Origin of the sequence: Streptomyces prunicolor NBRC 13075 (assembly GCF_000367365.1) — a bacterium.
In the GTDB taxonomy this organism is placed as follows: Bacteria; Actinomycetota; Actinomycetes; order Streptomycetales; family Streptomycetaceae; genus Streptomyces; species Streptomyces prunicolor.
In genome coordinates, this window is record NZ_BARF01000042.1 from 114643 (window position 1) to 139437 (window position 24795).

At 70.1% G+C, this 24795-nt stretch carries 25 protein-coding genes; 18 read left to right on the forward strand and 7 right to left on the reverse strand.

Features of this window, described 5'->3' with window-relative positions:
- Window positions 1–142: 142 nt before the first annotated feature.
- From leuC to SPR02S_RS19425, 4 genes are all read left to right on the forward strand, one after another.
- On the forward strand, window positions 143–1567 hold the full coding sequence (gene leuC / locus SPR02S_RS19410; protein ID WP_019058653.1) for a 3-isopropylmalate dehydratase large subunit: 1425 nt from the start codon (window positions 143–145) through the stop codon (window positions 1565–1567).
- 5 nt (window positions 1568–1572) lie between these two features.
- The gene (gene leuD, locus SPR02S_RS19415; RefSeq protein WP_019058654.1) at window positions 1573–2166 is read left to right on the forward strand and encodes a 3-isopropylmalate dehydratase small subunit; all 594 of its coding nucleotides are present in this window, start codon (window positions 1573–1575) and stop codon (window positions 2164–2166) included.
- A gap of 276 nt (window positions 2167–2442) precedes the next feature.
- Complete coding sequence (locus SPR02S_RS19420) at window positions 2443–2673, forward strand: SCO5555 family protein (protein WP_019058655.1); 231 nt, start codon at window positions 2443–2445, stop codon at window positions 2671–2673.
- 138 nt (window positions 2674–2811) lie between these two features.
- Entirely contained in the window at window positions 2812–3453 is a 642-nt protein-coding gene (locus SPR02S_RS19425) for an HU family DNA-binding protein (protein ID WP_019058656.1), read from the forward strand.
- Between the two features lie 85 nt (window positions 3454–3538).
- On the opposite strand, the gene SPR02S_RS19430 is transcribed toward SPR02S_RS19425, so the two are convergent.
- Together SPR02S_RS19430 and cofC are read right to left on the reverse strand one after the other, a co-directional pair.
- On the reverse strand, window positions 3539–3742 hold the full coding sequence (locus SPR02S_RS19430) for a hypothetical protein (protein WP_019058657.1): 204 nt from the start codon (window positions 3740–3742) through the stop codon (window positions 3539–3541).
- A 29-nt stretch (window positions 3743–3771) separates the two neighbouring features.
- Window positions 3772–4410 carry a 2-phospho-L-lactate guanylyltransferase gene (gene cofC, locus SPR02S_RS19435; protein ID WP_019058658.1) on the reverse strand — a complete coding sequence of 213 codons (639 nt, stop codon included), beginning with the start codon at window positions 4408–4410 and terminating at the stop codon, window positions 3772–3774.
- A 144-nt stretch (window positions 4411–4554) separates the two neighbouring features.
- On the opposite strand from cofC, the gene SPR02S_RS19440 reads away from it, so the two are divergent.
- The 3 genes from SPR02S_RS19440 to SPR02S_RS19450 all read left to right on the forward strand — a co-directional run bounded on the left by SPR02S_RS19440 (window position 4555) and on the right by SPR02S_RS19450 (window position 7687).
- Entirely contained in the window at window positions 4555–5364 is an 810-nt protein-coding gene (locus SPR02S_RS19440) for a lysophospholipid acyltransferase family protein (RefSeq protein ID WP_019058659.1), read from the forward strand.
- Entirely contained in the window at window positions 5361–6371 is a 1011-nt protein-coding gene (locus SPR02S_RS19445; protein ID WP_019058660.1) for an NAD(P)H-dependent glycerol-3-phosphate dehydrogenase, read from the forward strand. The genes SPR02S_RS19440 and SPR02S_RS19445 overlap by 4 nt, the downstream gene beginning before the upstream one ends.
- Window positions 6372–6529: 158 nt before the next feature.
- Window positions 6530–7687 carry a D-alanine--D-alanine ligase family protein gene (locus tag SPR02S_RS19450; protein WP_019058661.1) on the forward strand — a complete coding sequence of 386 codons (1158 nt, stop codon included), beginning with the start codon at window positions 6530–6532 and terminating at the stop codon, window positions 7685–7687.
- Between the two features lie 28 nt (window positions 7688–7715).
- Here the strand turns inward: SPR02S_RS19450 and SPR02S_RS19455 are convergent, their stop codons facing one another.
- Window positions 7716–8207 (reverse strand): DUF3515 domain-containing protein, encoded by a 492-nt coding sequence (locus tag SPR02S_RS19455; RefSeq protein WP_019058662.1) that lies wholly within the window; start codon window positions 8205–8207, stop codon window positions 7716–7718.
- Between the two features lie 20 nt (window positions 8208–8227).
- Window positions 8228–8461, reverse strand: a complete 234-nt coding sequence (locus SPR02S_RS19460) for an Lrp/AsnC family transcriptional regulator (protein WP_003997603.1) — start codon at window positions 8459–8461, stop codon at window positions 8228–8230.
- 404 nt (window positions 8462–8865) lie between these two features.
- Between SPR02S_RS19460 and SPR02S_RS19465 the strand changes: the two genes are divergently transcribed.
- Complete coding sequence (locus tag SPR02S_RS19465; RefSeq protein WP_019058663.1) at window positions 8866–9831, forward strand: thiamine-phosphate kinase; 966 nt, start codon at window positions 8866–8868, stop codon at window positions 9829–9831.
- Window positions 9828–10622, forward strand: a complete 795-nt coding sequence (gene thiD / locus SPR02S_RS19470; RefSeq protein WP_019058664.1) for a bifunctional hydroxymethylpyrimidine kinase/phosphomethylpyrimidine kinase — start codon at window positions 9828–9830, stop codon at window positions 10620–10622. Before SPR02S_RS19465 ends, thiD begins: the two co-directional genes overlap by 4 nt.
- Before the next feature lie 83 nt (window positions 10623–10705).
- On the opposite strand, the gene rpmB is transcribed toward thiD, so the two are convergent.
- Entirely contained in the window at window positions 10706–10891 is a 186-nt protein-coding gene (gene rpmB, locus SPR02S_RS19475; RefSeq protein WP_004924906.1) for a 50S ribosomal protein L28, read from the reverse strand.
- A 260-nt stretch (window positions 10892–11151) separates the two neighbouring features.
- Here rpmB and fakA point away from each other — a divergent pair, with 260 nt between their 5' ends.
- Entirely contained in the window at window positions 11152–12864 is a 1713-nt protein-coding gene (gene fakA, locus SPR02S_RS19480; RefSeq protein ID WP_019058665.1) for a DAK2 domain-containing protein, read from the forward strand.
- A gap of 24 nt (window positions 12865–12888) precedes the next feature.
- On the opposite strand, the gene SPR02S_RS19485 is transcribed toward fakA, so the two are convergent.
- A complete protein-coding gene (locus SPR02S_RS19485) occupies window positions 12889–15840 on the reverse strand; it encodes a hypothetical protein (protein ID WP_019058666.1) in 2952 nt (983 codons plus the stop codon).
- Complete coding sequence (locus tag SPR02S_RS19490) at window positions 15840–17666, reverse strand: HSP90 family protein (protein WP_019058667.1); 1827 nt, start codon at window positions 17664–17666, stop codon at window positions 15840–15842. The genes SPR02S_RS19485 and SPR02S_RS19490 overlap by 1 nt, the downstream gene beginning before the upstream one ends.
- A 168-nt stretch (window positions 17667–17834) precedes the next feature.
- Between SPR02S_RS19490 and recG the strand changes: the two genes are divergently transcribed.
- The 8 genes from recG (at window position 17835) to SPR02S_RS19525 (ending at window position 24793) form a co-directional block, all read left to right on the forward strand.
- Complete coding sequence (gene recG, locus SPR02S_RS19495) at window positions 17835–20048, forward strand: ATP-dependent DNA helicase RecG (RefSeq protein WP_019058668.1); 2214 nt, start codon at window positions 17835–17837, stop codon at window positions 20046–20048.
- A gap of 43 nt (window positions 20049–20091) precedes the next feature.
- On the forward strand, window positions 20092–20715 hold the full coding sequence (rsmD, locus tag SPR02S_RS19500; protein ID WP_281169892.1) for a 16S rRNA (guanine(966)-N(2))-methyltransferase RsmD: 624 nt from the start codon (window positions 20092–20094) through the stop codon (window positions 20713–20715).
- Window positions 20712–21221, forward strand: a complete 510-nt coding sequence (coaD, locus tag SPR02S_RS19505; RefSeq protein ID WP_019058670.1) for a pantetheine-phosphate adenylyltransferase — start codon at window positions 20712–20714, stop codon at window positions 21219–21221. Before rsmD ends, coaD begins: the two co-directional genes overlap by 4 nt.
- A 99-nt stretch (window positions 21222–21320) precedes the next feature.
- On the forward strand, window positions 21321–22412 hold the full coding sequence (locus tag SPR02S_RS19510; protein WP_019058671.1) for a F0F1 ATP synthase subunit B: 1092 nt from the start codon (window positions 21321–21323) through the stop codon (window positions 22410–22412).
- Window positions 22413–22567: 155 nt separating this feature from the next.
- On the forward strand, window positions 22568–23230 hold the full coding sequence (locus SPR02S_RS19515) for a YceD family protein (RefSeq protein ID WP_019058672.1): 663 nt from the start codon (window positions 22568–22570) through the stop codon (window positions 23228–23230).
- Window positions 23231–23232: 2 nt separating this feature from the next.
- On the forward strand, window positions 23233–23406 hold the full coding sequence (gene rpmF / locus SPR02S_RS55960) for a 50S ribosomal protein L32 (protein ID WP_015657589.1): 174 nt from the start codon (window positions 23233–23235) through the stop codon (window positions 23404–23406).
- Window positions 23407–23425: 19 nt separating this feature from the next.
- The gene (gene rnc / locus SPR02S_RS19520) at window positions 23426–24271 is read left to right on the forward strand and encodes a ribonuclease III (protein WP_019058673.1); all 846 of its coding nucleotides are present in this window, start codon (window positions 23426–23428) and stop codon (window positions 24269–24271) included.
- An 84-nt stretch (window positions 24272–24355) separates the two neighbouring features.
- Window positions 24356–24793 carry a hypothetical protein gene (locus SPR02S_RS19525; RefSeq protein WP_019058674.1) on the forward strand — a complete coding sequence of 146 codons (438 nt, stop codon included), beginning with the start codon at window positions 24356–24358 and terminating at the stop codon, window positions 24791–24793.
- Window positions 24794–24795: the final 2 nt, after the last annotated feature.

Consider the following 24795-nt stretch of genomic DNA (forward strand, 5'->3'; position numbering starts at 1 on the left):
GAGACGCGCAACTCTTGTAGGCACAGCGGCCCGCGTACGAAACGGGCCAGGCGGCGGCTGCCCGTGAACCAGGGGTGCGAGCGCCGTCTCCTCAAAAATCTCTAGTTGGGCCGGCGCTGTTTCGTCGGCCGGAGGGAAAGCGATGGGTAGGACACTCGCGGAGAAGGTCTGGGACGACCATGTCGTCCGGCGCGCGGAGGGCGAGCCCGACCTCCTCTTCATCGATCTGCACCTGCTGCACGAGGTGACCAGCCCGCAGGCCTTCGACGGTCTCCGTCAGGCGGGCCGTCCGGTGCGGCGCCTCGACCTCACCATCGCCACCGAGGATCACAACACCCCGACCCTCGACATCGACAAGCCCATCGCGGACCCGGTCTCCCGGGCCCAGCTGGAGACGCTGCGCAAGAACTGCGCCGACTTCGGCGTGCGCCTGCACTCCCTGGGCGACGTCGAGCAGGGTGTCGTGCACGTCGTAGGACCGCAGCTGGGTCTGACCCAGCCCGGTACCACCGTCGTGTGCGGTGACTCCCACACCTCCACCCACGGCGCCTTCGGCGCGCTGGCGTTCGGCATCGGCACCTCCCAGGTGGAGCATGTGCTGGCGACACAGACGCTGCCGCTGGCCCGCCCGAAGACCATGGCCATCACGGTCGACGGCGAACTGCCCGACGGCGTCACCGCCAAGGACCTGATCCTCGCCATCATCGCGAAGATCGGCACCGGCGGCGGCCAGGGCTACATCCTGGAATATCGCGGCTCCGCCATCGAGAAACTCTCGATGGAAGCCCGCATGACCATCTGCAACATGTCGATCGAGGCCGGCGCCCGCGCGGGCATGATCGCCCCCGACGAGACCACCTTCGCGTACATCAAGGGCCGCGCCCACGCCCCCGAGGGCGAGGACTGGGACGCCGCCGTCGCGTACTGGAAGACCCTGAAGACCGATGCGGACGCGGAGTTCGACGCCGAGGTCGTCATCGACGGTCCCTCCCTTGCGCCGTTCGTCACCTGGGGCACCAACCCCGGTCAGGGCGCGCCGCTTTCGGCAACCGTCCCCGACCCGGCTTCGTACGAAGACGCTTCGGAGCGCTTCGCCGCCGAAAAGGCCCTGGAATACATGGGGTTGGAGGCCGGCCAGCCGCTGCGCGACATCAAGGTGGACACCGTCTTCGTAGGTTCGTGCACCAACGGCCGTATCGAGGACCTGCGTGCCGCCGCCGCGATCGTCGAGGGACGCAAAGTCGCCGACGGCGTACGGATGCTGGTCGTCCCGGGCTCCGCGCGAGTCGGTCTCCAGGCCGTCTCCGAGGGCCTGGACCTCGTGTTCAAGGAGGCCGGCGCCGAGTGGCGGCACGCGGGCTGCTCGATGTGTCTGGGCATGAACCCGGACCAGTTGGCACCCGGTGAGCGCTCCGCGTCCACCTCCAACCGCAACTTCGAGGGCAGGCAGGGCAAGGGCGGCCGTACGCACCTGGTCTCGCCGCAGGTCGCCGCCGCGACCGCCGTGCTGGGCCACCTGGCCTCGCCCGCCGATCTGTCCGACGCCCCTGTGCCCGCTGGAGTCTGAGAGTCATGGAAGCATTCACCACGCACACCGGCCGGGCCGTCCCGCTGCGCCGCAGCAACGTGGACACCGACCAGATCATCCCCGCCCACTGGCTCAAGAAGGTGACCAGGGACGGCTTCGAGGACGGGCTCTTCGAGGCCTGGCGCAAGGACGAGAACTTCATCCTCAACCGCCCCGAGCGCAAGGGCGCCACGGTCCTGGTGGCCGGCCCCGACTTCGGTACCGGCTCCTCCCGCGAGCACGCCGTGTGGGCGCTGCAGAACTACGGCTTCAAGGCCGTCATCTCCTCGCGGTTCGCCGACATCTTCCGCGGCAACTCGCTGAAGAACGGCCTGCTCACGGTGGTTCTGGAGCAGAAGATCGTGGACGCGCTGCAGGAACTCACCGAGAAGGACCCGCAGGCCGAGATCACCGTCGACCTGGAGGCCCGCGAGGTGCGCGCCGAAGGCATCACCGCCGCCTTCGAACTCGACGAGAACGCCCGCTGGCGGCTGCTGAACGGCCTGGACGACATCTCCATCACCCTCCAGAACGAGGGCGACATCTCCGCGTACGAGGCCAAGCGCCCCTCGTACAAGCCCCGGACGGTCCAGGTCTGACCCCAAGGACCCTCACGAGGCCTTCCCCGGGTCGAGATTCGGCCACGCGACACCCCGTCTGTACCCCCGATCGCCACGATTGGGGGTACAGCCATGTCTGCACCCGAACGGCCCTGCGCGCCTGCAACGCTTTGCTCAACTCCCTGTGTTAGACAGGGTGTTGACGGGGTACGCGCAGCTTTGAGCCAAGGCTGCCGCCGGGCTCCGTCACGCTGTTTGAGGCACCAGTTGCTACCCCCGCAGGCGACAACTCGCCCCAGATGGCACAATCTGTGCATGGAACACGACGGCCAACTCAAGCTCTATGCGGCAGTCGCGGACCAACTCAAGGAAGCGCACACAAGGGTGCGCGCACTGCAAGTCCCGGAGGGCGTACGGATGGCGCTGACCCGGAAGCTGCTGGTCATTACGGCCGCGGCCAAGCACGATCTCGCCGACGCGACAAGGCGGCTGGACCGGTTCACAGAGGACCTCGACGCGGGTCGATTCCCGGAAGAGGAACGCTGAAACAAGTCCAGGACAGCCGAGTTCGTTGCGGCGCACGGGTGATTAGCCCGTTTCGTGTTTGATTTGCGGTATATATCTGCCTAACGTGCGAAAAAGCCGGAGCAGTTTCGTTCCGGCAATGTCTCCGAAGGGGAAGACGTGAACAAGGCGCAGCTCGTAGAAGCGATTGCGGACAAGGTCGGTGGCCGTCAGCAGGCCGCCGAGGCGGTCGACGCGGTTCTGGACGCAGTCGTCCGTGCCGTGGTCAATGGGGACCGGGTTTCGGTCACCGGCTTCGGTTCGTTCGAGAAGGTCGACCGTCCGGCCCGTTACGCCCGCAACCCCCAGACGGGCGAGCGGGTTCGGGTCAAGAAGACCTCCGTGCCGCGCTTCCGCGCGGGCCAGGGTTTCAAGGACCTGGTGAGCGGCTCGAAGAAGCTCCCGCGCGGCGGCGAGGTCGCCGTCAAGAAGGCGCCCAAGGGCAGCCTGAGCGGCACCGCTTCGGCGACGGTCAAGAAGGCCGCGGCCAAGAAGACCACCGCCAAGAGGGCGACGGCAGCCGCGAAGAAGACCGTGGCGAAGAAGACGGTCGCCAAGAAGACCACGGCCACGGCCAAGAAGGCCACGGCGAAGAAGGCGACCGCCAAGAAGACCACGGCGACGGCCAAGAAGACGGCGGCCAAGAAGGCCACCGGCACCGCCAAGAAGGCCCCGGCCAAGAAGGCGACGGCCACCAAGGCCCCCGCCAAGAAGTCGACGGCGCGCAAGACCACCGCCAAGAAGGCCACCGCCACCCGCTAGTCACGGGTGCAGGGCACTCACGCACCGGGCCGGACTCCCTCTGGGAGTCCGGCCCGCGGCGTATTCACGGCCCGTAGGCGGGCGTTCAGAAGGTCTGCAGTGTCACCAGTGTGACCCTGAGTCCGTCCTTGGGGCCCTCGGTCTCGATCCGCACCCGCTGTCCCGGCCGCAGCAGCCGCAGCCCGCCCGCGTCGAACGCGGGGGCGTCGAAGGACACCGGGGTGCCGTCGTCGAGCAGCACACTTCCGGTACGGGTTCCGGCGTCGTAGGTGTAAGCGGTCGCCTGCATGGCCGCAGCCTACTGCCGCCCACTGCCGTCTACTGCCCCGGAATCAACAGCCCCGCCGCCGCTACCGCCGTGCGCGGTCCGACCCCGAGGGCCAGTGCCGCGCGCAGGTCCTCGCCGGTGTCCACGTCCTGCCGTACGGAATCCACCGCGCCCAGGGTGAGTTCGCGCGCCCCGGAGATGCGATGGCGGGTGCGGGAATCCGGGCCGAAAGCCGGGCGCAATTCGCGGCCCTCTCGCGCGGTGAGCAAGGTGGTACCGATTGTGGCCGCGTCCGGGAGAAAAGCGCGGGGGAATTCGGCGGCCGCGTCGAGGACCCGGGCCAATTCCGCGGGGCGCAGCGCCGGCAGATCGGCGTTCAGGGCCGCGACCGCGCTTTCGGGGCGGGAAACCCGCACGACGGCCGCCGCGTGCCGCAGAGCGGCGTTCAGGCCGCCTCCCGGCTCGTCCGTGACGATACGGGCGCCCAGCGCGGCCAGTTCGCGGCCGGCCAGGGCGTCGTCCGTGACGACCGCCACATCGCGGACCGCCGGGCAGGCCAGCGCTGCCGCCACGGTGTCCTGGGCGAAGGCGAGGGCGAGGCCCGGGCGCAGTCCGTCGCCCGCGGTGTCCGCGAGCCTGCTCTTGGCGCGCGCCAGAGGCTTCAGGGGGATGACCAAGGTCCACTGCACGGGCGTTCCGCCCCTCTCTTGTCGCGGCCATTGTCACCCGGCGCCCCTGGCGGTGTCGGTGGCGGGGCGTACGGTGTTCTCGACAGACCGACGGCCTGGGGTGACACTTGTGCGGCCCCCCAGGTCCAAGAGGAAGGTGTTCGCGTGCCCCGCCGCAGAATCGGGTTCTGGTACCGCTTCGCAGCGGTCCTCTGCAAACCGCCGCTGGTGGTTCTGATCAAGCGGGACTGGGGCGGAATGGAACACATTCCGGCCGAGGGCGGGTTTATCACCGCGGTGAACCACAATTCACAAGTGGACCCCTTCGCATACGGACACTTTCAGTACAACACCGGACGTGTTCCGCGATTCCTGGCGAAGAGCAGCCTTTTCGGGAAGGGATTCGTCGGCGCCGCGATGCGCGGCACCGGACAGATCCCCGTCTACCGCGAGACCACCGACGCGTTGAGTGCCTTCCGCGCCGCGATCGCAGCCGTGGAACGCGGTGAGTGCGTCGCGTTCTATCCCGAGGGCACCATCACCCGGGACCCCGACCAATGGCCCATGACCGCAAAGACCGGTGCCGCGCGGGTGGCCCTGCAGACCCAGTGTCCGGTGATTCCCGTAGCGCAGTGGGGCGCCAACGAGTTGCTCCCGCCGTACGCCAAGAAACTGCGCGTCTTTCCGCGCAAGACCAGCCATGTGCTCGCGGGCCCGCCGGTGGACCTCACGCGCTTCTACGGCAAGGACATGAGCCCGGACCTCCTCAAAGAGGCGACCGAGGTCATCATGGCCGACATCACTCGCCTGTTGGAGCAGATCCGCAGCGCGAAGGCGCCCGAGGTGCCCTACGACCCGCGCCGTGAGCGGATCGAGCAGCGGCGCCGAACGGCCGCGGAAACCCACGAGTTGGAGTCTCAGGCCGAGTCGGCGAGCGAGCCGAAGGTCGAGCAGGAAGAGGGGCAGGGCACGTGAGCAAGCCGGTCAAGGCGGCTGTCTTCAGCGCCGGTTCGTGGGGCACGGCTTTCGGCATGGTGCTCGCCGACGCGGGGTGCGAGGTCACGCTGTGGGGGCGTCGCGCGGAAGTCGTGGAGGCCATCAACTCCACGCGTACGAACCCCGATTACTTCCCCGGCGTCGAACTCCCGGAGAACCTGCGGGCCACCACCGACGCCGCCGAGGCCGCCGCCGACGCCGACTTCACCGTCCTGTCGGTCCCTTCGCAGACGCTGCGCGCCAACTTGGCCGAATGGGCACCCCTGTTGGCGCCCGACACGGTCCTCGTCTCGCTCATGAAGGGCGTCGAACTCGGCTCCGTCATGCGGATGAGCGAGGTCATCGAAGACGTCGCCAAGGTCGGCCGGGACCGTATCGCCGTGGTCTCCGGGCCCAACCTCGCACGCGAGATCGCCTCCCGGATGCCGGCCGCCGCGGTGGTCGCGTGCACCGACGAGGCCGTGGCCCGCCGGCTCCAAACCGCTTGCCACACGCCGTACTTCAGGCCGTACACCATCACCGACGTCGTGGGCTGCGAGCTCGGTGGCGCGGTGAAGAACGTGATCGGGCTCGCCGTCGGCATCGCGGACGGCATGGGGCTCGGGGACAACGCGAAGGGTTCGCTCATCACCCGGGGTCTCGTCGAGACGACCCGGCTCGGCATCGCGATGGGCGCGGATCCGCTCACGTTCTCCGGGCTCGCGGGCCTGGGGGACCTGGTGGCGACCTGCTCCTCGCCGTTGTCGCGGAACCACACCTTCGGTACGAACCTCGGCAAGGGGATGACCCTCCAGGAGACGATCGCGGTCACCAAGCAGACCGCGGAGGGCGTCAAGTCCTGTGAGTCCGTGCTGGACTTGGCCCGGCGGCATGGTGTCGACATGCCCATCACGGAGACGGTGTTCGAGATCGTGCACGAGGGGAAGTCGCCTGTGGTCGCCGTCAAGGAGTTGATGTCGCGCAGCGCGAAGCCTGAACGTCGCTGAGCGCGCCGCTGGGGGTGCCGCGGTCTGTAGTTGGGCGGCTGCGGCTCCGTCGTGGCTTGTCGCGCAGTTCCTCGCGCCCCTTCGGGGGCGCTGATCGAACCGCCGCTCGTCAACGGACGCTGACTCAAAGCACTACCACCGGGTACTCTCATCGCGATATGAGCACCGAGAACCTCTCCCAGAACCCTGAGCAGCCGCCTCGCAAGCCGCGTGTGGCCGTTGTGTTCGGCGGTCGCAGCTCCGAACACGGGATCTCCGTGGTCACCGCCGGCGCCGTCCTCGCGGCCATCGACCGGGACAAGTACGACGTCCTGCCGATCGGCATCACCCGCGAAGGCCGCTGGGCCCTCACCGCCGACGCCCCGGAGCGGATGGCGATCACCGACCGCCGTACCCCGGACGTCGACGAACTCGCCGAGTCGAGCGAGGGCGGCGTGGTGCTCCCGCTCGACCCCGGAAACCGCGAAGTCGTCGTCAGCGAACCGGGATCCGTGCCCAAGGCCCTCGGCGAGGTCGACGTCGTCTTCCCCGTCCTGCACGGCCCCTACGGCGAGGACGGCACCCTCCAGGGACTCCTGGAGCTGTCCGGTGTGCCGTACGTGGGCGCGGGTGTGCTCGCCTCGGCCGTCGGCCAGGACAAGGAGTACATGAAGCGGGTGTTCACCTCGTTCGGCCTCAAGGTCGGCCCCTACGTGGTGATCCGGCCGCGCGAGTGGGAGCGGGACGAGTCCGCCGCCCGCAAGAAGATCATCGACTTCGCGGGTGAGCACGGCTGGCCGCTGTTCGTGAAGCCCGCGCGCGCGGGGTCGTCGATCGGCATCACCAAGGTCGACGACCTGGCCGGCCTCGACGAGGCGATCGCCGAGGCCCAGCGGCACGACCCGAAGATCCTCGTGGAGGCCGCGCTGCGCGGACGCGAGATCGAGTGCGGGGTGCTGGAGTTCGAGGACGGGCCCCGCGCGAGTGTGCCGGCCGAGATTCCGCCGCCCCAGGAGCACGCGTACTACGACTTCGAGGCGAAGTACATCGACTCGACTCCTGGCATCGTGCCCGCCCCGCTGACGCCGGAGGAGACCGCCGAGGTCCAGCGGCTCGCGGTGGACGCCTTCGACGCGGCCTCCTGCGAGGGGCTCGTGCGGGCGGACTTCTTCCTTACAGAAGACGGCGAGTTCGTCATCAACGAGATCAACACGATGCCCGGGTTCACGCCGATCTCGATGTACCCGCAGATGTGGCAGGCCAGCGGTGTCCCCTACGGGGAGTTGGTGGACCTGCTGGTGCAGGCGGCGCTGCGCCGGTCGACGGGACTTCGCTGAGCCGGTCGGTTCCGTAGTGTGAGTCGGGCTAGTCGGCGATCCCTTCGGGGATCGCCCTCTTGACGGACTTCGCCAGGTCGACCAGGGGCGCCATGCCGTCTCCGGTGCGGTCCTTCGGGATGGTCACCTCTACGTACGCCTTGCGCAGTGTCGTGGTGAAGCGGAAGGAGCCGTCGTCTTCCTTCTGCAGCAGCCAGCCGACGCCGTTCACCTCGACGCCGTCGGCCTCCGGGTCGTTCATCTTGGCGGGTCTGACGACACCGCAGCGCAGTATGATCGCCGGGTTCCCCCAGCCCGCGGTCAGCGCGGACGCGGGCTCGGGATCCCGGCGGCCCTGGTCGTCGACCTTCGACGGCAGCACCTTGTCCAGGTTCCGGCACAGCCCGGTGACCTTCGCGCCCGGCGAGGGAACCGCCGCCGACGCGCTGTCGTCTGCTGAGGAGCAGCCCGCAACGATGATCAGCGGGGCGAGCACGGACAGCCCGAGGACAGAACGGCGCCGGTGACGGAGAGAGTTCACCGGCCAAGGGTAGACGGGGGCTACAGATGCACCACCGGGCAGGTCAGGGTGCGGGTGATGCCGTCCACTTGCTGGACTTTGGCGACCACCATGCGGCCGAGGTCGTCGACCGTGTCGGCCTGGGCCCGCACGATCACGTCGTACGGTCCTGTCACGTCCTCGGCCTGGATCACTCCAGGGATCTTGCTGATCGTTTCGGCGACGGTCGACGCCTTGCCGACCTCCGTCTGGATCAGGATGTACGCCTGTACCACGGAACCTCCAGGGCGGCCACGAGGATCATGTGGGGAAAAGGAACGCCACGGTATCGCGTCGCCGCTCGCCGCGGGGAGACCCGCGGAGGTCCCAGGCCGTGTCCGCAGAGCCACGCCTGCCCCGCGACGCCCGGCACGCACTCTCGCCGCACCGGGCGAAAGCCCAAGTACGTCCAGTACGAGGGCTTCCCCCCGGCACCCCCCCAGCCTCCGGCCGGGGGACCCCCAGAGCACGCACCGGACGCCGCGGGGCCCGCCCTTCGGGCGGACGACGGGGCTCTGCGGACACGACCTGGCCCCCGTGCCTCGGCGCGGGCACGACTGAAGTCGACGGTCACCTCGACCGTACCGAGCACACCGACGGCTCGCGACCGGGCGCTGCCGTCACGAGAAGAGGACGAACGATGAAGGGCACCGTCGGTGAGTTGGGGGAGTTCGGGCTCATCAGGGAGCTCACTTCCCGGCTCACCACCACCCCCGCGGTCCGGGTCGGCCCCGGCGACGACGCCGCGGTCGTCGCCGCGCCCGACCGCAGGGTCGTGGCGAGCACCGACATACTGCTGGAGGGCCGGCACTTCCGCCGCGACTGGTCCACCGCCTACGACGTCGGACGCAAGGCCGCCGCGCAGAACCTCGCGGACATCGCCGCCATGGGCGCCGTACCGACCGCGCTGCTCCTCGGTCTGGTCGTACCGGCCGAACTCCCGGTCACCTGGCCCATGGAGCTGATGGACGGCCTGCGCGACGAGTGCCAGGTCGCGGGCGCCTCGGTGGTCGGCGGTGATGTCGTACGAGGCGACACGATCATGGTGTCGATCACCGCGCTCGGCGATCTGCGGGGCCGCGAGCCGGTCACCCGGGGTGGTGCCCAGCCCGGTGACGTGGTCGCCGTGACCGGGTGGCTCGGCTGGTCCGCGGCCGGGTTCGCGGTGCTGTCGCGGGGCTTTCGCTCGCCACGCGCGTTCGTCGAGGCGCACCGGCGCCCCGAGCCGCCGTATCACGCGGGTCCGGCGGCCGCCGGGCTCGGCGCGACCTCGATGTGCGACGTGAGCGACGGGCTGATCGCCGACCTCGGGCACATCGCGGAGGCCAGTAAGGTCCGCATCGACATCCGATCCGGCGCGATCGACGTCCCGACGCAGATGAACGACATCGGGCAGGCCGTCGGCGTCGACCCCATCCAGTGGGTGCTCACCGGGGGTGAGGACCACGCGATCGTGGCGACCTTCGCGCCGGACGTGAAATTGCCGGCCCGCTGGAAGGTGATCGGCGAGGTCCTCAACCCCTCCGCGCTGCCCCAGGTGACGGTCGATGGAGCGCCCTGGACCAGCAAGGGCGGCTGGGACCACTTCGGGGACATCGAGTCGTGAAGCCTCGTGTACTGACGGTGGCCGGCTCCGACTCCGGTGGCGGGGCGGGGATCCAGGCCGACTTGAAGACGATGCTGGCGCTCGGTGTGCATGGCATGAGCGTCGTCACGGCGGTCACCGCGCAGAACTCCCTCGGTGTGCAAGGCGCTTGGGAACTTCCGGCGGAGGCGGTGCGCGCCCAGTACCGCAGCGTGGTCGACGACATCGGCGTACAGGCCGTGAAGACCGGGATGCTTGCGTCGGCCGAACTCGTCGAGACGGTTGCGGGGTTGATCGGCGGCACGGACGTCCCTACGGTCGTCGACCCGGTCGGCATCTCGAAGCACGGGGACTCGCTGCTGGCGGACTCCGCGCTGGACGCCGTACGGACGAAGTTGTTGCCGGTGGCGACGGTCGCGACGCCGAATCTCGACGAGGTGGCGCAACTCACCGGCGTACGGGTCGATTCGGAGGGGCAGTTGCGGGAGGCCGCGGCGGCCGTGCTGTCGTACGGGCCGCGTTGGGTGTTGATCAAGGGTGGTCATCTGCCGGGCGACGCCGTGGATCTGCTCACCGACGGTTCTGAGGAGCACTGGCTGCGTGCGCCCCGGCACGACAACCGGCACACCCATGGGACCGGCTGCACGCTCGCTTCGGCGATCACGTCACAGCTCGCCATGGGGCGGTCGGTGCCGGAGGCGGTGACGGAGGCCAAGGCGTACGTCACCGGGGCGATCGCTGCGGGGTTCGCGCTCGGCAAGGGCATCGGACCCGTGGACCACGGGTGGGCGTTGCGGCGCGAGGCCTTCTGAGCGGGCACGGCAAAAAGCCGGCCCACACGAGGTGGACCGGCTCGATGCAGCGAACCAGCAGTGGCCGCGCGCTCAGCAGTGCGTCAGCGCGAGACCTTGCCGGCCTTGATGCACGAGGTGCAAGCGTTCACGCGCTTCGGCGTCCCGCCGACCACGGTACGAACGCGCTGGATGTTCGGGTTCCAGCGACGCGGTGTACGGCGGTGCGAGTGCGAGATGTTGTTGCCGAAGCCCGGCCCCTTGCCGCAGACGTCGCAGTTGGCAGCCACGGGTCACTCCAAAGACTTCAGATGCACAGATGCACTTACGGATGATCCCGGCATGCCGGGATCGAGATCGTAGGATCTGGAAGTGGCGCTGCCAGGGGGGATGGCCCGATCGGGATCGGGCAACCGGAGCAGCATACAACGACCGCGCCAGTACAACGAAACTACCATGCCTGGTCGGGGGCTCGCTCCGGCCCTCCTCGGGACCGGGCCGCCCCAAGGTCTACGCTGCGTTCCCAGTCCAGCAGCTCAAGGAGGCGCAGGTGCCGCAGGTGCCGCAGACATTCTTCGATGCTCTCGCGGTGCGTACCTGGTGCGGTCTCGCGCTGCGGGCGCTGGGGCATGCGCGCGAGGAGATCGACGCGATCAACGTCTATCCCGTGGCCGACGGGGACACCGGCACCAACCTGTACCTGACCATGGAGTCCGCCGCCGCCGCGGTCGAGGCGGTGTTCGACGGACACGGCACCCTGACCGAGCGGAAACCGCCGCTGGCCGACGCCGCCCAGGCGATGGCCCACGGGGCGCTCATAGGGGCCCGCGGCAACTCCGGGACGATCCTCGCGCAGCTGCTGCGCGGCATGGCCCAGGTCCTCGCCGCCGACGGTGAGACGGCTCACACGGACGGGGAAGGGCTACGGCTCGCCCTGCGCCGCGCGGCCGACTCCGCCCGGCACGCGGTGGCCCACCCGGTCGAGGGCACGGTCCTCTCGGTCGCCTCGGCGGCGGCGGACGCGGCCGACGACACCCAGGGCGACTGTGGGACCGTCGCACGGGCCGCCTACGAGGGAGCGTGCGCGGCGCTGGCCGCGACCCCCGGGCAACTGGCCGTCCTGGCGCGCGCGGGAGTCGTGGACGCGGGCGGGCGGGGGCTGGTGGCGGTGCTGGCCGCGCTGGTGGAGACGTTCACGGGGGAGGTGCCGGTCTTCGTGGTCCTGGAGACGCACGCACGCGTGGCCGCCGACGAGACGCACACAGCCGCTGACGGGACGCACGCACGCGTGGAGGACGTTTCGGCTTCCGGTGCCACCGCAGCCACCCCTTGCGAGGGTGGCCCCGCCTTCGAGGTGATCTATCTCCTGGAGGCCGACGACTCGGCTGTGACGCGGCTGCGGGAGCGGCTGGACGCCCTCGGCGACTCGCTCGTCGTGGTCGGCGGCGACGGCCTGTGGAACGTTCACGTACACGTCGACGACGCGGGAGCCGCCGTGGAGGCGGGCGTCGAGGCCGGGCGGCCGTACCGCATCCGGATCACCCACTTCGGGCTCGGTGACGTGCACACCACGGGTGCCGAACGGCCGCCCAAGGAGCGTGCTCAACGGGCCGTCGTGGCGGTGGTGCCGGGGGAGGGTCTTGCGGGGCTCTACGGCGAAGCCGGCGCGACCACTGTGCTCGCGCGCCCCGGGGAGCCGCCTGCCAGTGGGGAGTTGGTCGCGGCCGTACGGCGGGCACACGCGCGTGAGGTCGTGCTGCTGCCCAATGACGCGGAGCTGCGGCACACCGCCGCCGCTGCCGCCGAGCAGGCCCGGGCCGAGGGCATCCGGGTCGCGCTGATCCCGACGCGGTCGGCGGTGCAGGGGATCGCGGCGCTCGCCGTGCACGAGCCGGAGCGGCGCTTCGACGAGGACGTCGTCTCGATGACCTCGGCGGCGGGCGCGACCCGCTACGCCGAGGTCGCCGTCGCCGAGCGTCAGTCCTGGACCATGGCCGGCATCTGCCAGGCCGGGGACGTCCTGGGCCTCGTCGACGGCGATGTGGCGGTGATCGGCGCCGATGTCACGGCCACCGCCCGGGCCGTCCTGGATCGGATGCTCGCGGCCGGTGGCGAACTGGTCACGCTCGTCCTCGGCGACGAGGCACCCGCGAGCGTCGCCGATATCCTGGAGATGCACGTCCGGGAGTCGTACCTCGCCGTCGACACGGTGGTGTACCGGGGTGGCCGACAGGGTGCCCTGTTGCTCATCGGCGTGGAGTAGGCACCAGCCCCACCCCAACTTCCCCTACTTGTCCGTCTGTTCCTCCATCAGCTGGAGCAGCTGCTCCGCCTCGGCGCGACGGGCCCGTACCGTCTCGTCGCCGTCGTCGGCGCCCTCGTAGGCCTTCAGTACGCCACGCGCGCGTGCCGCCGCGTCGGCGGGGCGGCTGAGGTCGGCCTCCAGCCAGCCCGCGGCGAGTTCGGCGCCGGTGCGGGTGTGCACCGCGCCCTCCCCCAGGGCCGCGAACACGGTGACCGACTCCGCGGTCTGGGCCAGGGCGTCCTCGAACGCGGTCTGGATCGCGGTGTCCTCGGCCTCCTCGGCGACGGAACGGGCCAGCAGCTCGCCGAACTGCCGGTGCGTGTGGCCGAGTTCGCCAGCGAGCCGCTGCCGCGCCTCCTGGTCGTCGGTCACGAGCAGCGCGGCCTCGCACTCCTCGATCGCGCCCGCCATCAACTCCCGCGCGCGGTCGAGGCCCCGGTCCGCCAGGTCCGCGCGCAACGCCAGCCACGCGCGGGCACGCAGCGAGCGGACGAGCCCGTGCACGTTCCCCAGGGACCGCCACAGCTCGCCCGCGCGCTCGTACGCCTGGTCCGCCTCGGCGGGCAGTTCCGCGTGGCCCAGTGACTCGGCGGCGAGGTGGGCGAGGGTCGCGTGGTCGTTCTGCTCGGGCCAGGTCCGGGCGATCTCGGCCGCCTGCAACCGCCGTTCGGCAGCGGCACGGTGCTCGCCCAGCTCGCTCAGACAGTCACCGAGCCACCACTGCGTCTGGACGATCGCGCCGTCGCCGTGCGTCTCGACGCTCAGGTCGGGCAGCGCCGACTCCAACACCTCCGCGGCCTCGGCCCAGCGGCCCTGGCGCAGCAGGAAGCCGCCGAGCTGGTGCCGCGCCCAGGCGCCCAGCGTCGGGCCCTCGCCGGCCTCGTCGGACCAGTGCGCGGCCTCCAGGGCGTGCTCAGCAGCCTCCTCGGACCGCCCCCGGCCGCCGAGCACCTCGGCGAGCTGGAGATGCAGCTGAGCGCGTCCAGGGGCCTCCAGATACGGCCCGCCGTGCTCCAGGGCCGCCCGCAGCGCCCGCTCCGCCTCCGTGACGTCCCCGAGGTGATGGGCGAGCCCGGCCAGCCGGGCCTCGTACTCCACCGCGAACCACGGCAGCCCCGCGACCACGAACGCCGTCGACGCCTTCGAGAACAGCCGTACGGCCGTCTCCAAATCCCCGCCCCGCACCGCGAGTTCGGCCAGCATCGCCTGCCCTTCGGCACCCCGCGCGGCCAGCCGTACATCGGCCACGTCACCCGGAAGGGGCTGCCCCTCGACCAGCGCCAGCACTTCCCGTACGGCGGCTTCGGCGGCGGTCAGGTCCCCGTCGGCGGGGGTGTGGTCCGGGGAGTCCCCGTGGACCCTCCGCATCAGGATGCGCGCCCGGCTCATCAGCACGGCCGCCGTCTGCCGTACGCCGGTGCCCTCCTCGGAGTACAGGGCGAGCACCCCGTCGTACGGCTCGGCGATCGCCGCGAGGGCCTCGTCGATCTCGCCCGTGAGAGCGCGTACGTACGCCCCACGCGCGCGTGCCGCCCACGCCTCCCCGGGGTCGTCCGCCTCGGCGAACAGCTCGGCCGCGCGGTCGAAGAGGGCGATGCCCTCGGGGCCCCGGTCCATCGCCTGGTGGTCGGCGATCTCGGCGCGGTCGCGGGCGGACAGCTCGACGCCCTCGGAAGCCTGCGAGACGGCCAACCAGGCCTCTACGGCGTGCGGTTGGAGGGTGTCCGACAGCCGTCGCGCCTCCGTGAGGAGCGCGGTGAGGTCCTTCTCCGGGATGACCTCGGGTGCCGTGGTCATCACCGGTGCTGCTGCCGGCCGGCCCGCCGAACGCACTCCCAGGGGGAGCCGTTCCACCAGGGGCCGTTGGTCCATGCGCACGCGTGCCCGGTCGCCGACGTGGGTCGTGGCGTTGCGCTCGTCGAAGCGGGCGGCCAGGGAGAGGGCCTCCACGCGCGCGTGGGCGGCGAGTTCGCGTGCCGTCCAGGTACGGCCGGTGGGCCCGGGCACCTGCTGGTCGCCGAGTCCCAGTTCGGTCAGGCGGTCCATCAGCAGGGTCACCGCGGCCAGGAAGTCCAGCCCGCTCTGCGGGTTCCCGGAGTCCGTGAAGTACGCCGGACGCTCCGCGAGCAGCTCCAGACCGCGCGCCTCGTTGCCGCTCAGCGCGCAGAACTCCACATGGTCCGCGTAGGCGCCCCGCATGCTCTCCATGGGCCGTACGAGACGGAAACCGCGCAGGTGATGGGCGCGCGCCTCGTCGGCCCGGCCCAGGTGCAGCAGCGGGGTCAGGGAGGACGCGAGGACGGTGTGCGGCTCGTGGGCGCAGGTGAACTCGCCCCCCAGGACCGGCGCCCACAGGTCGAGCGCCTCGGCGTACCGTTCCTGCTGCACCTGCCACTCGCCCTGGGTGTGCAGCTCGCACGCGTGGCAGTCGGCCATGGTGTCCCGGTCGGCGGCCAGCCACGCGGCGTACGCCCGCTCGGCCCGCGCCAGGTCACCGACGTGCGAGGCGACGCTGAACTCGGCGCTGCGCACGGCCCGTTCGGAGTGACCGGCCAGCCGGTAGCGGTGCTCCATCTCGCCGAGCCACTTCTCGATCGACGCGAGCGGAATGTGCGGCTGGCCGAGCATCCCGGACGACATCCACTTGAAGACCCAGTGCAGCGAGTGGACCTCGTACTCGTCGAAGTCCTCGGGCCGCTCGTCCCACATGCGCAGCAGACGCGCGAAGGGGACGAACATCTTGTCCTTCTCGGAGCTGTAGTTGTAGACCTTCAGCTGGTGCCCGAGCGCCTCGATCACCGCGAGCGGAACGTCCAGCTTCTCGGCCTCGCCGAGCAGCTGCTCCGCGCGCGCGTTGCGGGCCGGTCCCTCCGGCTCCTCGGAGTTCTCCGCCATCGCCCGGCGCAGCGCGTCGAAGTCCGTGATCCCTGTCATCAGTGGTCGTTCTCCCCGTGTGTGGCCCATTCCAGGAGGCCGATGAACGCCCGGTTCAGCAGTGCCGAGTCGGCGGGGCGCAGTGGTCGCTGCGCCATCAGGAGTGCCTGCCCGTACAGGGACTCCGTGGCCGTCCCGATCAGGTCCCGGTCCCTGAGTGAACTGATGCGCCGGATCAGCGGGTTGAGATGGTTGAGCACGAGACGCGCGCGTGGCGCGCTGCCGCGCAGCGATCCCAGGATGCCCGCCCACAGGTCGTCGGCCTGCTCCTCGGCCTCCGCGCGGGCCTGCTCGTGCCGGGCCGAGCGGTCGTCCAGGTGCAGCGCGGGCACCGACAGCGGATGGAACGCCCGCAGGACGACATCGCAGCCCAGGGGGTCCAGTTTGGCCCGCGCGGCGGCCAGGAAGTCCGCCAGGGCCAGCTCCTCGGCCGGGTCGACCGAGTCCAGGTGCGCGGTCACGGTGTCCGAGTCCAGCTCGGCGACCACCGTCCCCGGGCGCACCGACGGCAGCGCCTCGACCAGCTCGCCGTCGTAGGTGTAACCGCCGTTGATCACGCCGATGCCCTGCGCGGACGCGATCGGGGCGACCTGGCGGTACTCCTCGACGGTCCGCGTGAAGTGCACCACCGGGTGGCGCTGCGCGAACTCCTCCAGGGACACCCGTCCGTCGGTCGTCTCGAACGGGAGCCACGGCAGCATCGTGCGCAGCATCTCCTTGTCGTGCCGCGCCAGGGACTTCACCCCCAGGTGGTGCACCGACAGGAACGCGGCAAGACGCTCCGGATCACCCGCCGCGAGCCCGGTCAGCCAGGCCCGGATCCGCTCCCCGAGCGCCTCCCGCACGGCGGCCAGCGTCTCGTCCTCGTACAGCGACTCGCGCGAGGCCGTGGGCCGCAGACTGTCCGTGTCCAGCACACAGCGCACGAAGAACGCCCAGTCGGGCAGCAGCTGTTCGGCCCGCTCGGTGAGCAACATGCCCTTGAGATGCACCCGGTGACTCGCCCGCTGCGCCGGACTCACCGCGCCGGGAAGGACGTAGGCCACACCCCGGATCCCCGCGAGCGGCACCGACAGGTCGATCGAGTCCAACGGCGTGAACCCGAACAGGTCGTGACAGTGCCGGGCCAGCGCCACCCTGCGGGTGCTGGGACTCGGGTACGACCGGTCCCAGGGCGCGGGCAGATCGGTGACCGCCTCGCCGTCCACACGGACGTCGTACGGCAGCAGCGCTCCGAAGTCCCGCGCCAGCGCGAGGACCTTCTCCTTGGTGAGCCACTCACCGGCGCCCGCGCGCGCCACCAGGTGCACGGTGGTGCCCGGTTCGGGGCGCTCGGCGTGGGGCAGGGTCCGCACGGTGTACGAGCCGTCGTCGGTCGCCGTCCACTCCACGGGCGGCGCGTCGGGCGTACGGGCGCTGCGGCTGACGACCCGGATCCGCTCGGCGACCACGAAACAGGCGAGCAGCCCGATGCCGAACTGCCCGAGGAAGTCGGAGCGGGCCTCCTGGAGCCCGTCGGCGCGCTTGGAGCTACGGCCGATGGTGGCAAGGAGGTTGTGCACGTCCGCCTCGGTGAGCCCGACGCCGGAGTCCTCGACGCGCAGGGTGCGCCCGTCGGCGAACAGCCGTACCAGGGCAGGGGAGTCGGGCTGCTCGGCCCGGCGGGCGGTGATCGCGTCCACGGCGTTCTGCAGCAGTTCGCGCAGATAGACCTTGGGGCTGGAGTAGAGGTGATGGGAGAGCAGGTCCACCAGACCGCGCAGGTCGACCTGGAACGTGTGAGGTGACTGGGATGCCTGGGATGACTGTGAGGTCTGGGAGTCCATCGTCGCAGCGCCGATGTGGGGGAAGTGCGATCGGCGCGAGGGTCGGGCGGTCCCTGTGAGGCGGTGACCGCGGGGGATGGCCGGAGCGCGCCATCCTAGGCCTCGAACGACCCACCTGACCAGGAGTTTCGCAAGACGTATACGGCATTGTCAGTGGCGTGGTGTGCAATGGATCTCGTGCCCGCACTGGAAGAACCCCTGAAAAAGGTGCTCGGCCCCGCCACCGCGAAGGTGATGGCCGAGCATCTCGGCCTGCACACGGTGGGCGACCTCCTGCACCACTACCCGCGCCGTTACGAGGAGCGGGGCCAGCTCACCCACCTCGCCGAACTGCCGATGGACGAGCACGTCACCGTGGTCGCCCAGGTCGCCGACGCCCGCCTGCACACCTTCGCGTCCAGCAAAGCCCCCCGGGGCAAGGGCCAGCGCCTAGAAGTCACGATCACGGACGGCAGCGGCCGACTCCAACTCGTCTTCTTCGGCTCGGGAGTTCACAAACCCCACAAGGAACTGCTGCCGGGCACGCGCGCGATGTTCGCAGGCAAAGTCTCCGTCTTCAACCGCCGACTCCAACTTGCTCATCCGGCATACGAGTTGCTGAAGGGCGACACCGAGGAGACGGTCGAGACCTGGGCGGGCACCCTGATCCCCATCTACCCCGCCACCGCCAAGCTGGAGTCCTGGAAGATCGGCAAGGCCCTCCAGACGGCACTCCCCAGTGCCGAGGAAGCCGTGGACCCCCTCCCGGACTCCCTCCGCGAGGGCCGTGGCCTGGTCTCCCTCCCCGAAGCCCTCCTCAAGATCCACCGCCCCCACACCAAGGCGGACATCGCCGCCGCCCGCGACCGCCTCAAGTGGGACGAGGCCTTCGTCCTCCAGGTGGCCCTGGCCCGCCGCCGCCACGCGGACGCCCAACTCCCCGCCGTAGCCCGCAAACCGTCCCCCGACGGCCTCCTCACCGCCTTCGACGACCGCCTTCCGTTCACGCTTACGGACGGGCAGGTGAAGGTGTCTAAGGAGATCTTCGACGACTTGGCTACGGAGCATCCGATGCACCGGCTGCTCCAGGGGGAGGTGGGTAGCGGAAAAACAATGGTGGCTCTACGCGCCATGCTCGCCGTGGTCGACGCCGGCGGCCAGGCCGCGATGCTCGCCCCCACCGAAGTGCTCGCGCAGCAACACCACCGTTCCATCACCGAGATGATGGGGGAGTTGGCCGAGGGCGGGATGCTGGGCGGGGCCGAGCGGGCGACCAAGGTCACGCTGCTCACCGGGTCCATGGGGACGGCCGGGCGGCGTCAGGCTCTCCTCGACCTCGTCACCGGTGAGGCCGGGATCGTGATCGGCACGCACGCGTTGATCGAGGACAAGGTCCAGTTCCACGACCTGGGCTTGGTCGTGGTCGACGAACAGCACCGCTTCGGCGTCGAACAGCGCGACGCCCTGCGCGGCAAGGGCAAGCAGCCCCCGCACCTCCTCGTCATGACCGCGACCCCCATCCCGCGCACGGTCGCCATGACGGTCTTCGGCGACCTGGAGACCTCGGTCCTGGACCAACTCCCGGCGGGCCGCTCACCCATCGCCAGCCATGTCGTCCCCGCCGCCGACAAACCCCACTTCCTGGCCCGCGCCTGGGAGCGCGTCCGCGAGGAGGTCTCCAACGGCCATCAGGCGTACGTCGTCTGCCCACGCATCGGCGACGAGGACGACGACCCCAAGAAGGCCGGCAAGGCCAAGAAGAAGTCCCCCGAGGACGAGGCGGAGAAGCGTCCACCGCTCGCCGTCCTCGACATCGCCGCCCAGCTCGCCAAGGGCCCGCTCCAGGGGCTGAAGATCGAGGTGCTGCACGGCCGTATGCACCCCGACGACAAAGACGCGGTGATGCGCCGTTTCGCGGCCGGGGACACGGACGTCCTGGTCGCGACGACGGTCATCGAGGTCGGCGTCAACGTGCCCAACGCCACGGCCATGGTGATCATGGATGCCGATCGCTTCGGGGTCTCCCAGCTCCATCAGCTGCGCGGCCGAGTGGGCCGAGGCTCGGCGGCCGGCCTCTGTCTCCTGGTCAGCGAGATGCCCGAGGCCAGCCCCGCCCGCCAACGCCTCAACGCCGTCGCCTCCACCCTCGACGGCTTCGAACTCTCCCGCATCGACCTCGAACAGCGCAGAGAGGGCGATGTATTGGGGCAGGCGCAGTCCGGTGCCCGCACTTCCCTGCGGGTGCTGTCGGTCATCGAGGATGAGGAGGTCATCGCGGAGGCGAGGGAGGAGGCGACGGCCGTGGTGGCGGCCGACCCAGACCTGGAGCGTCTGCCGGGCCTGCGCACAGCACTGGACGCGCTACTGGACGAGGAGAGGGAGCAGTACTTGGAAAAGGGCTAGCGGTGACACCCCAGGGGCGCGGGGAACTGCGCGACCAGCCACAATGAAACCTGAAGCCGCCCACCACCAAGGACCCCAGATGACCCGCGTGATCGCCGGCGAAGCCGGCGGACGTCGACTAGCCGTCCCGCCCGGCACCGGAACCCGCCCCACCTCCGACCGCGCACGCGAGGGCCTCTTCTCCACCTGGCAGTCCCTCCTCGGCGCCCCCCTGAACGGCGAACGAGTCCTCGACCTCTACGCGGGCTCGGGCGCCATCGGCCTCGAAGCCCTCTCCCGCGGCGCGAGCCACACCCTCCTCGTCGAGGCCGACCCGAAGGCCGCCCGCGTCATCAGGGAGAACGTCAAGAACATCGGCCTCCCCGGCGCCGAGGTCAGGGCGGGCAAAGCGGAACAGATCGTTCAGACACCGGCGCCGGCAGACCCGTACGACATCGTCTTTCTCGACCCGCCGTACGTTGTCGCAGATCACGATCTTCGGGAGATTCTCCTCACACTCCGGTCCGGGGGCTGGCTCGCGCCGGAGGCGCTCGTCACCGTGGAGCGCAGCACCAGAGGCGGCGAATTCGGGTGGCCGGACGGATTCGACGCGATCCGGGCCCGTCGCTACGGCGAGGGGACCTTTTGGTACGGTCGCGCCGCCTCTACGTGCGAAGACGCACGATGACCGGACCGGAGAGCGAGGGAACTCAGTTGCGCCGCGCCGTTTGTCCGGGGTCGTTCGACCCCATCACCAATGGACACCTCGACATCATCGCCCGTGCCTCCCGGCTGTACGACGTGGTGCACGTCGTCGTGATGATCAACCAGTCGAAGAAGGGCATGTTCACCGTCGACGAGCGGATCGAGCTGATCCGCGAGGTCACCGCGGAGTTCGGCAACATCCAGGTCGAGGCCTACCACGGCCTGCTCGTCGACTTCTGCAAGCAGCGCGACATCCCCGCCATCGTCAAGGGCCTGCGCGCGGTCAGCGACTTCGACTACGAACTCCAGATGGCCCAGATGAACAACGGACTGTCGGGCGTCGAAACCCTGTTCATCCCGACCAGCCCCACCTACAGCTTCCTGTCGTCCTCGCTGGTCAAAGAGGTCGCGCAGTGGGGCGGCGACATCTCCCACCTGGTACCCGGCGTGGTCCTGGAGGCGCTCACCGAGCGGCTCGGCAAGGCCTGAGGGACTGACAGTGCGTCACCCGGTGTCGGGCGGGGCGGGAGTGGTCGTACAGTCGACCCGTCCGTCTCCAACACGTCGGTAGAGAGTGGCGAGCACACGGTGGACGTGCAGAAGAAGCTCGACGAGATCGTCGCCTCGGTCTCCAGCGCCCGTTCCATGCCCATGTCGGCCTCGTGCGTGGTCAACCGCGCCGAGCTGCTCACGCTGCTCGAAGAGGTGCGCGCGGCCCTGCCCGACTCGCTGGCGGAGGCGCAGGAGCTGATCGGCGGCCGGCACGAGATGGTCGAGCAGGCCCGCCAGGAGGCCGAGCGGATCATCCAGACCGCGCACGCCGAGCGCGGCTCGCTGATCTCCGACACCGAGGTCGCCCGCCGCTCGCAGAACGAGGCGGACCGCATCCTCGCCGAGGCCCGCCAGGAGGCCGAGGAGGTCCGCGCGGAGGCCGACGACTACGTCGACTCCAAGCTCGCCAACTTCGAGGTCGTCCTCACCAAGACCCTCGGATCAGTGGGGCGAGGGCGCGAGAAGCTGCTCGGCACCGGCCCCGGCATCGACGACCAGGGCTACGAGGACGAGGACGCCCCCGAGCGCAGCCACGACCCGGAGACCCTGCGCCGCGACGCCGACGCGTACGTGGACGTCAAGCTAGGCGCCTTCGAGGCGGTCCTCGCCAAGACCCTGGAGGCCGTGGGCAAGGGCCGGCAGAAGCTGCACGGCCGGCTCGCCAGCGACGATCTCGGCGCTCTCTCCCTCGACGACGACGGCAACCAGGTCCAGCACACCAGCGACGCCGACTACCTCGCCGACCTCGCGACCGTCACGGACACCCCGGTCTCGGCCACCCCGCTCCAGCCCGAGCAGCAGGACTACGCCCCGCAGGCGGCCTACGACTACCAGCAGACCGCCCAGCAGCAGGACCCGTACGGCTACCAGCAGCAGGGTTACGCCCAGCCCCAGCAGCAGGACCCCTACGGGTACCAGCAGGCCGACCCCTACGCCTACCAGGGCTACGACACCGGCCAGCAGCCCGTGTACGACCCGAACCAGATGCAGCAGGCCCAGCTCGACCAGCAGCAGAACCAGCAGGCCCAGGCTCAGCAGGGCTACGCGCTCGACGAGACCAGCCTCTTCGACACCGGCATGATCAGCGCGGAGCAGCTGCGGGCGTACGAGCAGGGCCGCGGCCTGTAGCGATCCGGGCCGGTGGCCGAGAGCGCACACCGGATTGGGCCGTGAGCGAAAGGTCCAGTATCCTGGCTCTTCGGTCGCGTGTACGTCCGCGATCAACGCTGCCCGGAAGCACCGAAGGGCAGCGTCCTCTTGAGCTAGTAGACCGAAAGACAGGGATGGCTCTGAACGCCCGCCTCGACCACCGCAACCCTCTCGTGTTCGACACTCACGAGCTGGGTCGGCGTCCTGGTGCGCTGCAGCGCCTGAACCGTTCGATCGACGCTCCCAAGGATCTCGGGATCCAGGGGGTCATCGGAGTGCCGGAAGGCGCCCCGATGGAGCTCGACCTCCGCCTTGAGTCGGTCATGGAAGGGGTGCTTGTCACAGGCACCGCCCGTGCACTGGCCAAGGGGGAGTGCGTAAGGTGTCTGGAGCCGCTGGAGCTGTCGCTCGAAGCGGACTTCCAGGAGATGTTCTCGTACCCTGACGCCGACGACCGTGGCCGTGTGAAAGCGGAACCGGTCGGCGACGCCGAGGAATCCGCAGAAGACGAGGACAGGCTCTTCATCGAGGACGGCTTGTTCGACCTCGAACCCGTGCTGCGCGATGCGGTGGTGCTCGCACTGCCGATGCAGCCGGTGTGCCAGGACGACTGTCTGGGCCTGTGCTCCGAGTGCGGAGTACGGCTCACGGACGACCCGGACCACCACCATGACGCCGTCGACATCCGTTGGGCGGCACTGCAGGGACTCGCCGGTTCACTCGAAGACGGCGAGAAGGACGAGATCAGTGGCGAAGCGCCCCGACCGGCGCGCGCCAACGAGAAGCAGGAGAAGTAGCCGTGGCTGTTCCGAAGCGGAAGATGTCGCGCAGCAACACGCGCCACCGCCGGTCGCAGTGGAAGGCTGCGGTCACCCCTCTGGTTGCGTGCGAGCGCTGCCACGAGCCCAAGCAGCAGCACATCGCGTGCCCTTCTTGCGGCACGTACAACAAGCGCCAGGTCCTCGAGGTCTGAGCGGCTGGTGAGAGGCACCATGTCTGACGTCAAGGCCGACTCAGTCGCCAAGAAACACGCGGACACAGCCTCGTCCCACACGCTGTTGGAAGGGCGGCTCGGGTATCACCTCGAGTCCGCCCTTCTGGTGCGTGCGCTGACCCACCGTTCGTACGCGTACGAGAACGGCGGTCTGCCGACGAACGAGCGGCTGGAGTTCCTCGGGGACTCCGTGCTCGGCCTCGTCGTCACGGACACGCTGTACACCACCCACCCCGACCTGCCCGAAGGCCAACTGGCCAAGCTGCGGGCCGCGGTGGTCAATTCTCGTGCGCTGGCGGAGGTCAGTCGCGGTCTGGAACTCGGCTCCTTCATCCGGCTCGGCCGCGGTGAAGAGGGCACGGGGGGCCGGGACAAGGCGTCCATCCTCGCCGACACCCTGGAAGCGGTGATCGGCGCGGTCTATCTCGACCAGGGCCTCGACGCGGCCTCCGAACTGGTACATCGCCTGTTCGACCCGCTCATCGAGAAGTCCTCGAACCTCGGTGCCGGCCTGGACTGGAAGACCAGTCTCCAGGAGCTCACCGCGACCGAGGGGCTCGGTGTCCCCGAGTACCTGGTCACGGAGACCGGTCCCGATCACGAGAAGACCTTCACTGCTGCCGCCCGCGTCGGAGGCGTCTCGTACGGCACCGGCACCGGCCGCAGCAAGAAGGAGGCGGAGCAGCAGGCCGCCGAGTCCGCCTGGCGGTCCATCCGGGCCGACGCGGACGAGCGAGCCGAGAAGGCGAAGGAGACGGCCGAACAACAGGCCGCCGAAACCGCCACCGAGGCCGCTGAGCAGCCTGCCGAGGAGAACACCGACACGTCGTCGGCGTCCGCCTGACCAAGCAGTAACCGGAGCCCCGGCCTCGCTCGCACGAGGCCGGGGCTCCGAGGCATGAACGGTGCGTAGGGGAGGGGCCGGCACATGACCGGAGACATCGCACAGGTGGCAGGGGACGCGGTCCCCTTCGTGACGGCGGCCGTCGGCGCGTACGGTCTGGCCGTACTCGCCCGCACCCAGGAAGAGGCCGCGAACGCGACGGTCGAGCTGGGCCGGCGGATGGCACAGCGCATCTTCGGGCCCCGCGCCGAAGGCGAGCAACTCCCGGAAGCGGTCGCCGACATGGTGGCGGATCCGGACGATCCGGACGCCGAGGCGGTGCTGCGCAGGGCTGTTCGGAAGGCACTGCTCGCCGATGAGACGCTCGTCGCCGATCTGCGCGCTCTGCTCGCGCGGGCACCGGCCGATGTGCGGATCGGCGACGGCTCTCAGGCGGTCGTCGGCAGCGTGATCGGCGGCGACAGCATCCAGATCGGCTCGGTGGGCCGCGACGTCCGCCTCGGGCTCGCCGCCCGCGACTGAGC

Coding starts and splice junctions, on each gene's coding strand:
- leuC (WP_019058653.1), top strand. CDS start 143: ATGGGTAGGACACTCGCGGAGAAGGTCTGGGACGACCATGTCGTCCGG.
- leuD (WP_019058654.1), top strand. CDS start 1,573: ATGGAAGCATTCACCACGCACACCGGCCGGGCCGTCCCGCTGCGCCGC.
- SPR02S_RS19420 (WP_019058655.1), top strand. CDS start 2,443: ATGGAACACGACGGCCAACTCAAGCTCTATGCGGCAGTCGCGGACCAA.
- SPR02S_RS19430 (WP_019058657.1), bottom strand. CDS start 3,742: ATGCAGGCGACCGCTTACACCTACGACGCCGGAACCCGTACCGGAAGT.
- SPR02S_RS19450 (WP_019058661.1), top strand. CDS start 6,530: ATGAGCACCGAGAACCTCTCCCAGAACCCTGAGCAGCCGCCTCGCAAG.
- SPR02S_RS19465 (WP_019058663.1), top strand. CDS start 8,866: ATGAAGGGCACCGTCGGTGAGTTGGGGGAGTTCGGGCTCATCAGGGAG.
- SPR02S_RS19485 (WP_019058666.1), bottom strand. CDS start 15,840: ATGACAGGGATCACGGACTTCGACGCGCTGCGCCGGGCGATGGCGGAG.
- SPR02S_RS19490 (WP_019058667.1), bottom strand. CDS start 17,666: ATGGACTCCCAGACCTCACAGTCATCCCAGGCATCCCAGTCACCTCAC.
- recG (WP_019058668.1), top strand. CDS start 17,835: ATGGATCTCGTGCCCGCACTGGAAGAACCCCTGAAAAAGGTGCTCGGC.
- rsmD (WP_281169892.1), top strand. CDS start 20,092: ATGAAACCTGAAGCCGCCCACCACCAAGGACCCCAGATGACCCGCGTG.
- coaD (WP_019058670.1), top strand. CDS start 20,712: ATGACCGGACCGGAGAGCGAGGGAACTCAGTTGCGCCGCGCCGTTTGT.
- SPR02S_RS19515 (WP_019058672.1), top strand. CDS start 22,568: ATGGCTCTGAACGCCCGCCTCGACCACCGCAACCCTCTCGTGTTCGAC.
- rnc (WP_019058673.1), top strand. CDS start 23,426: ATGTCTGACGTCAAGGCCGACTCAGTCGCCAAGAAACACGCGGACACA.
- SPR02S_RS19525 (WP_019058674.1), top strand. CDS start 24,356: ATGACCGGAGACATCGCACAGGTGGCAGGGGACGCGGTCCCCTTCGTG.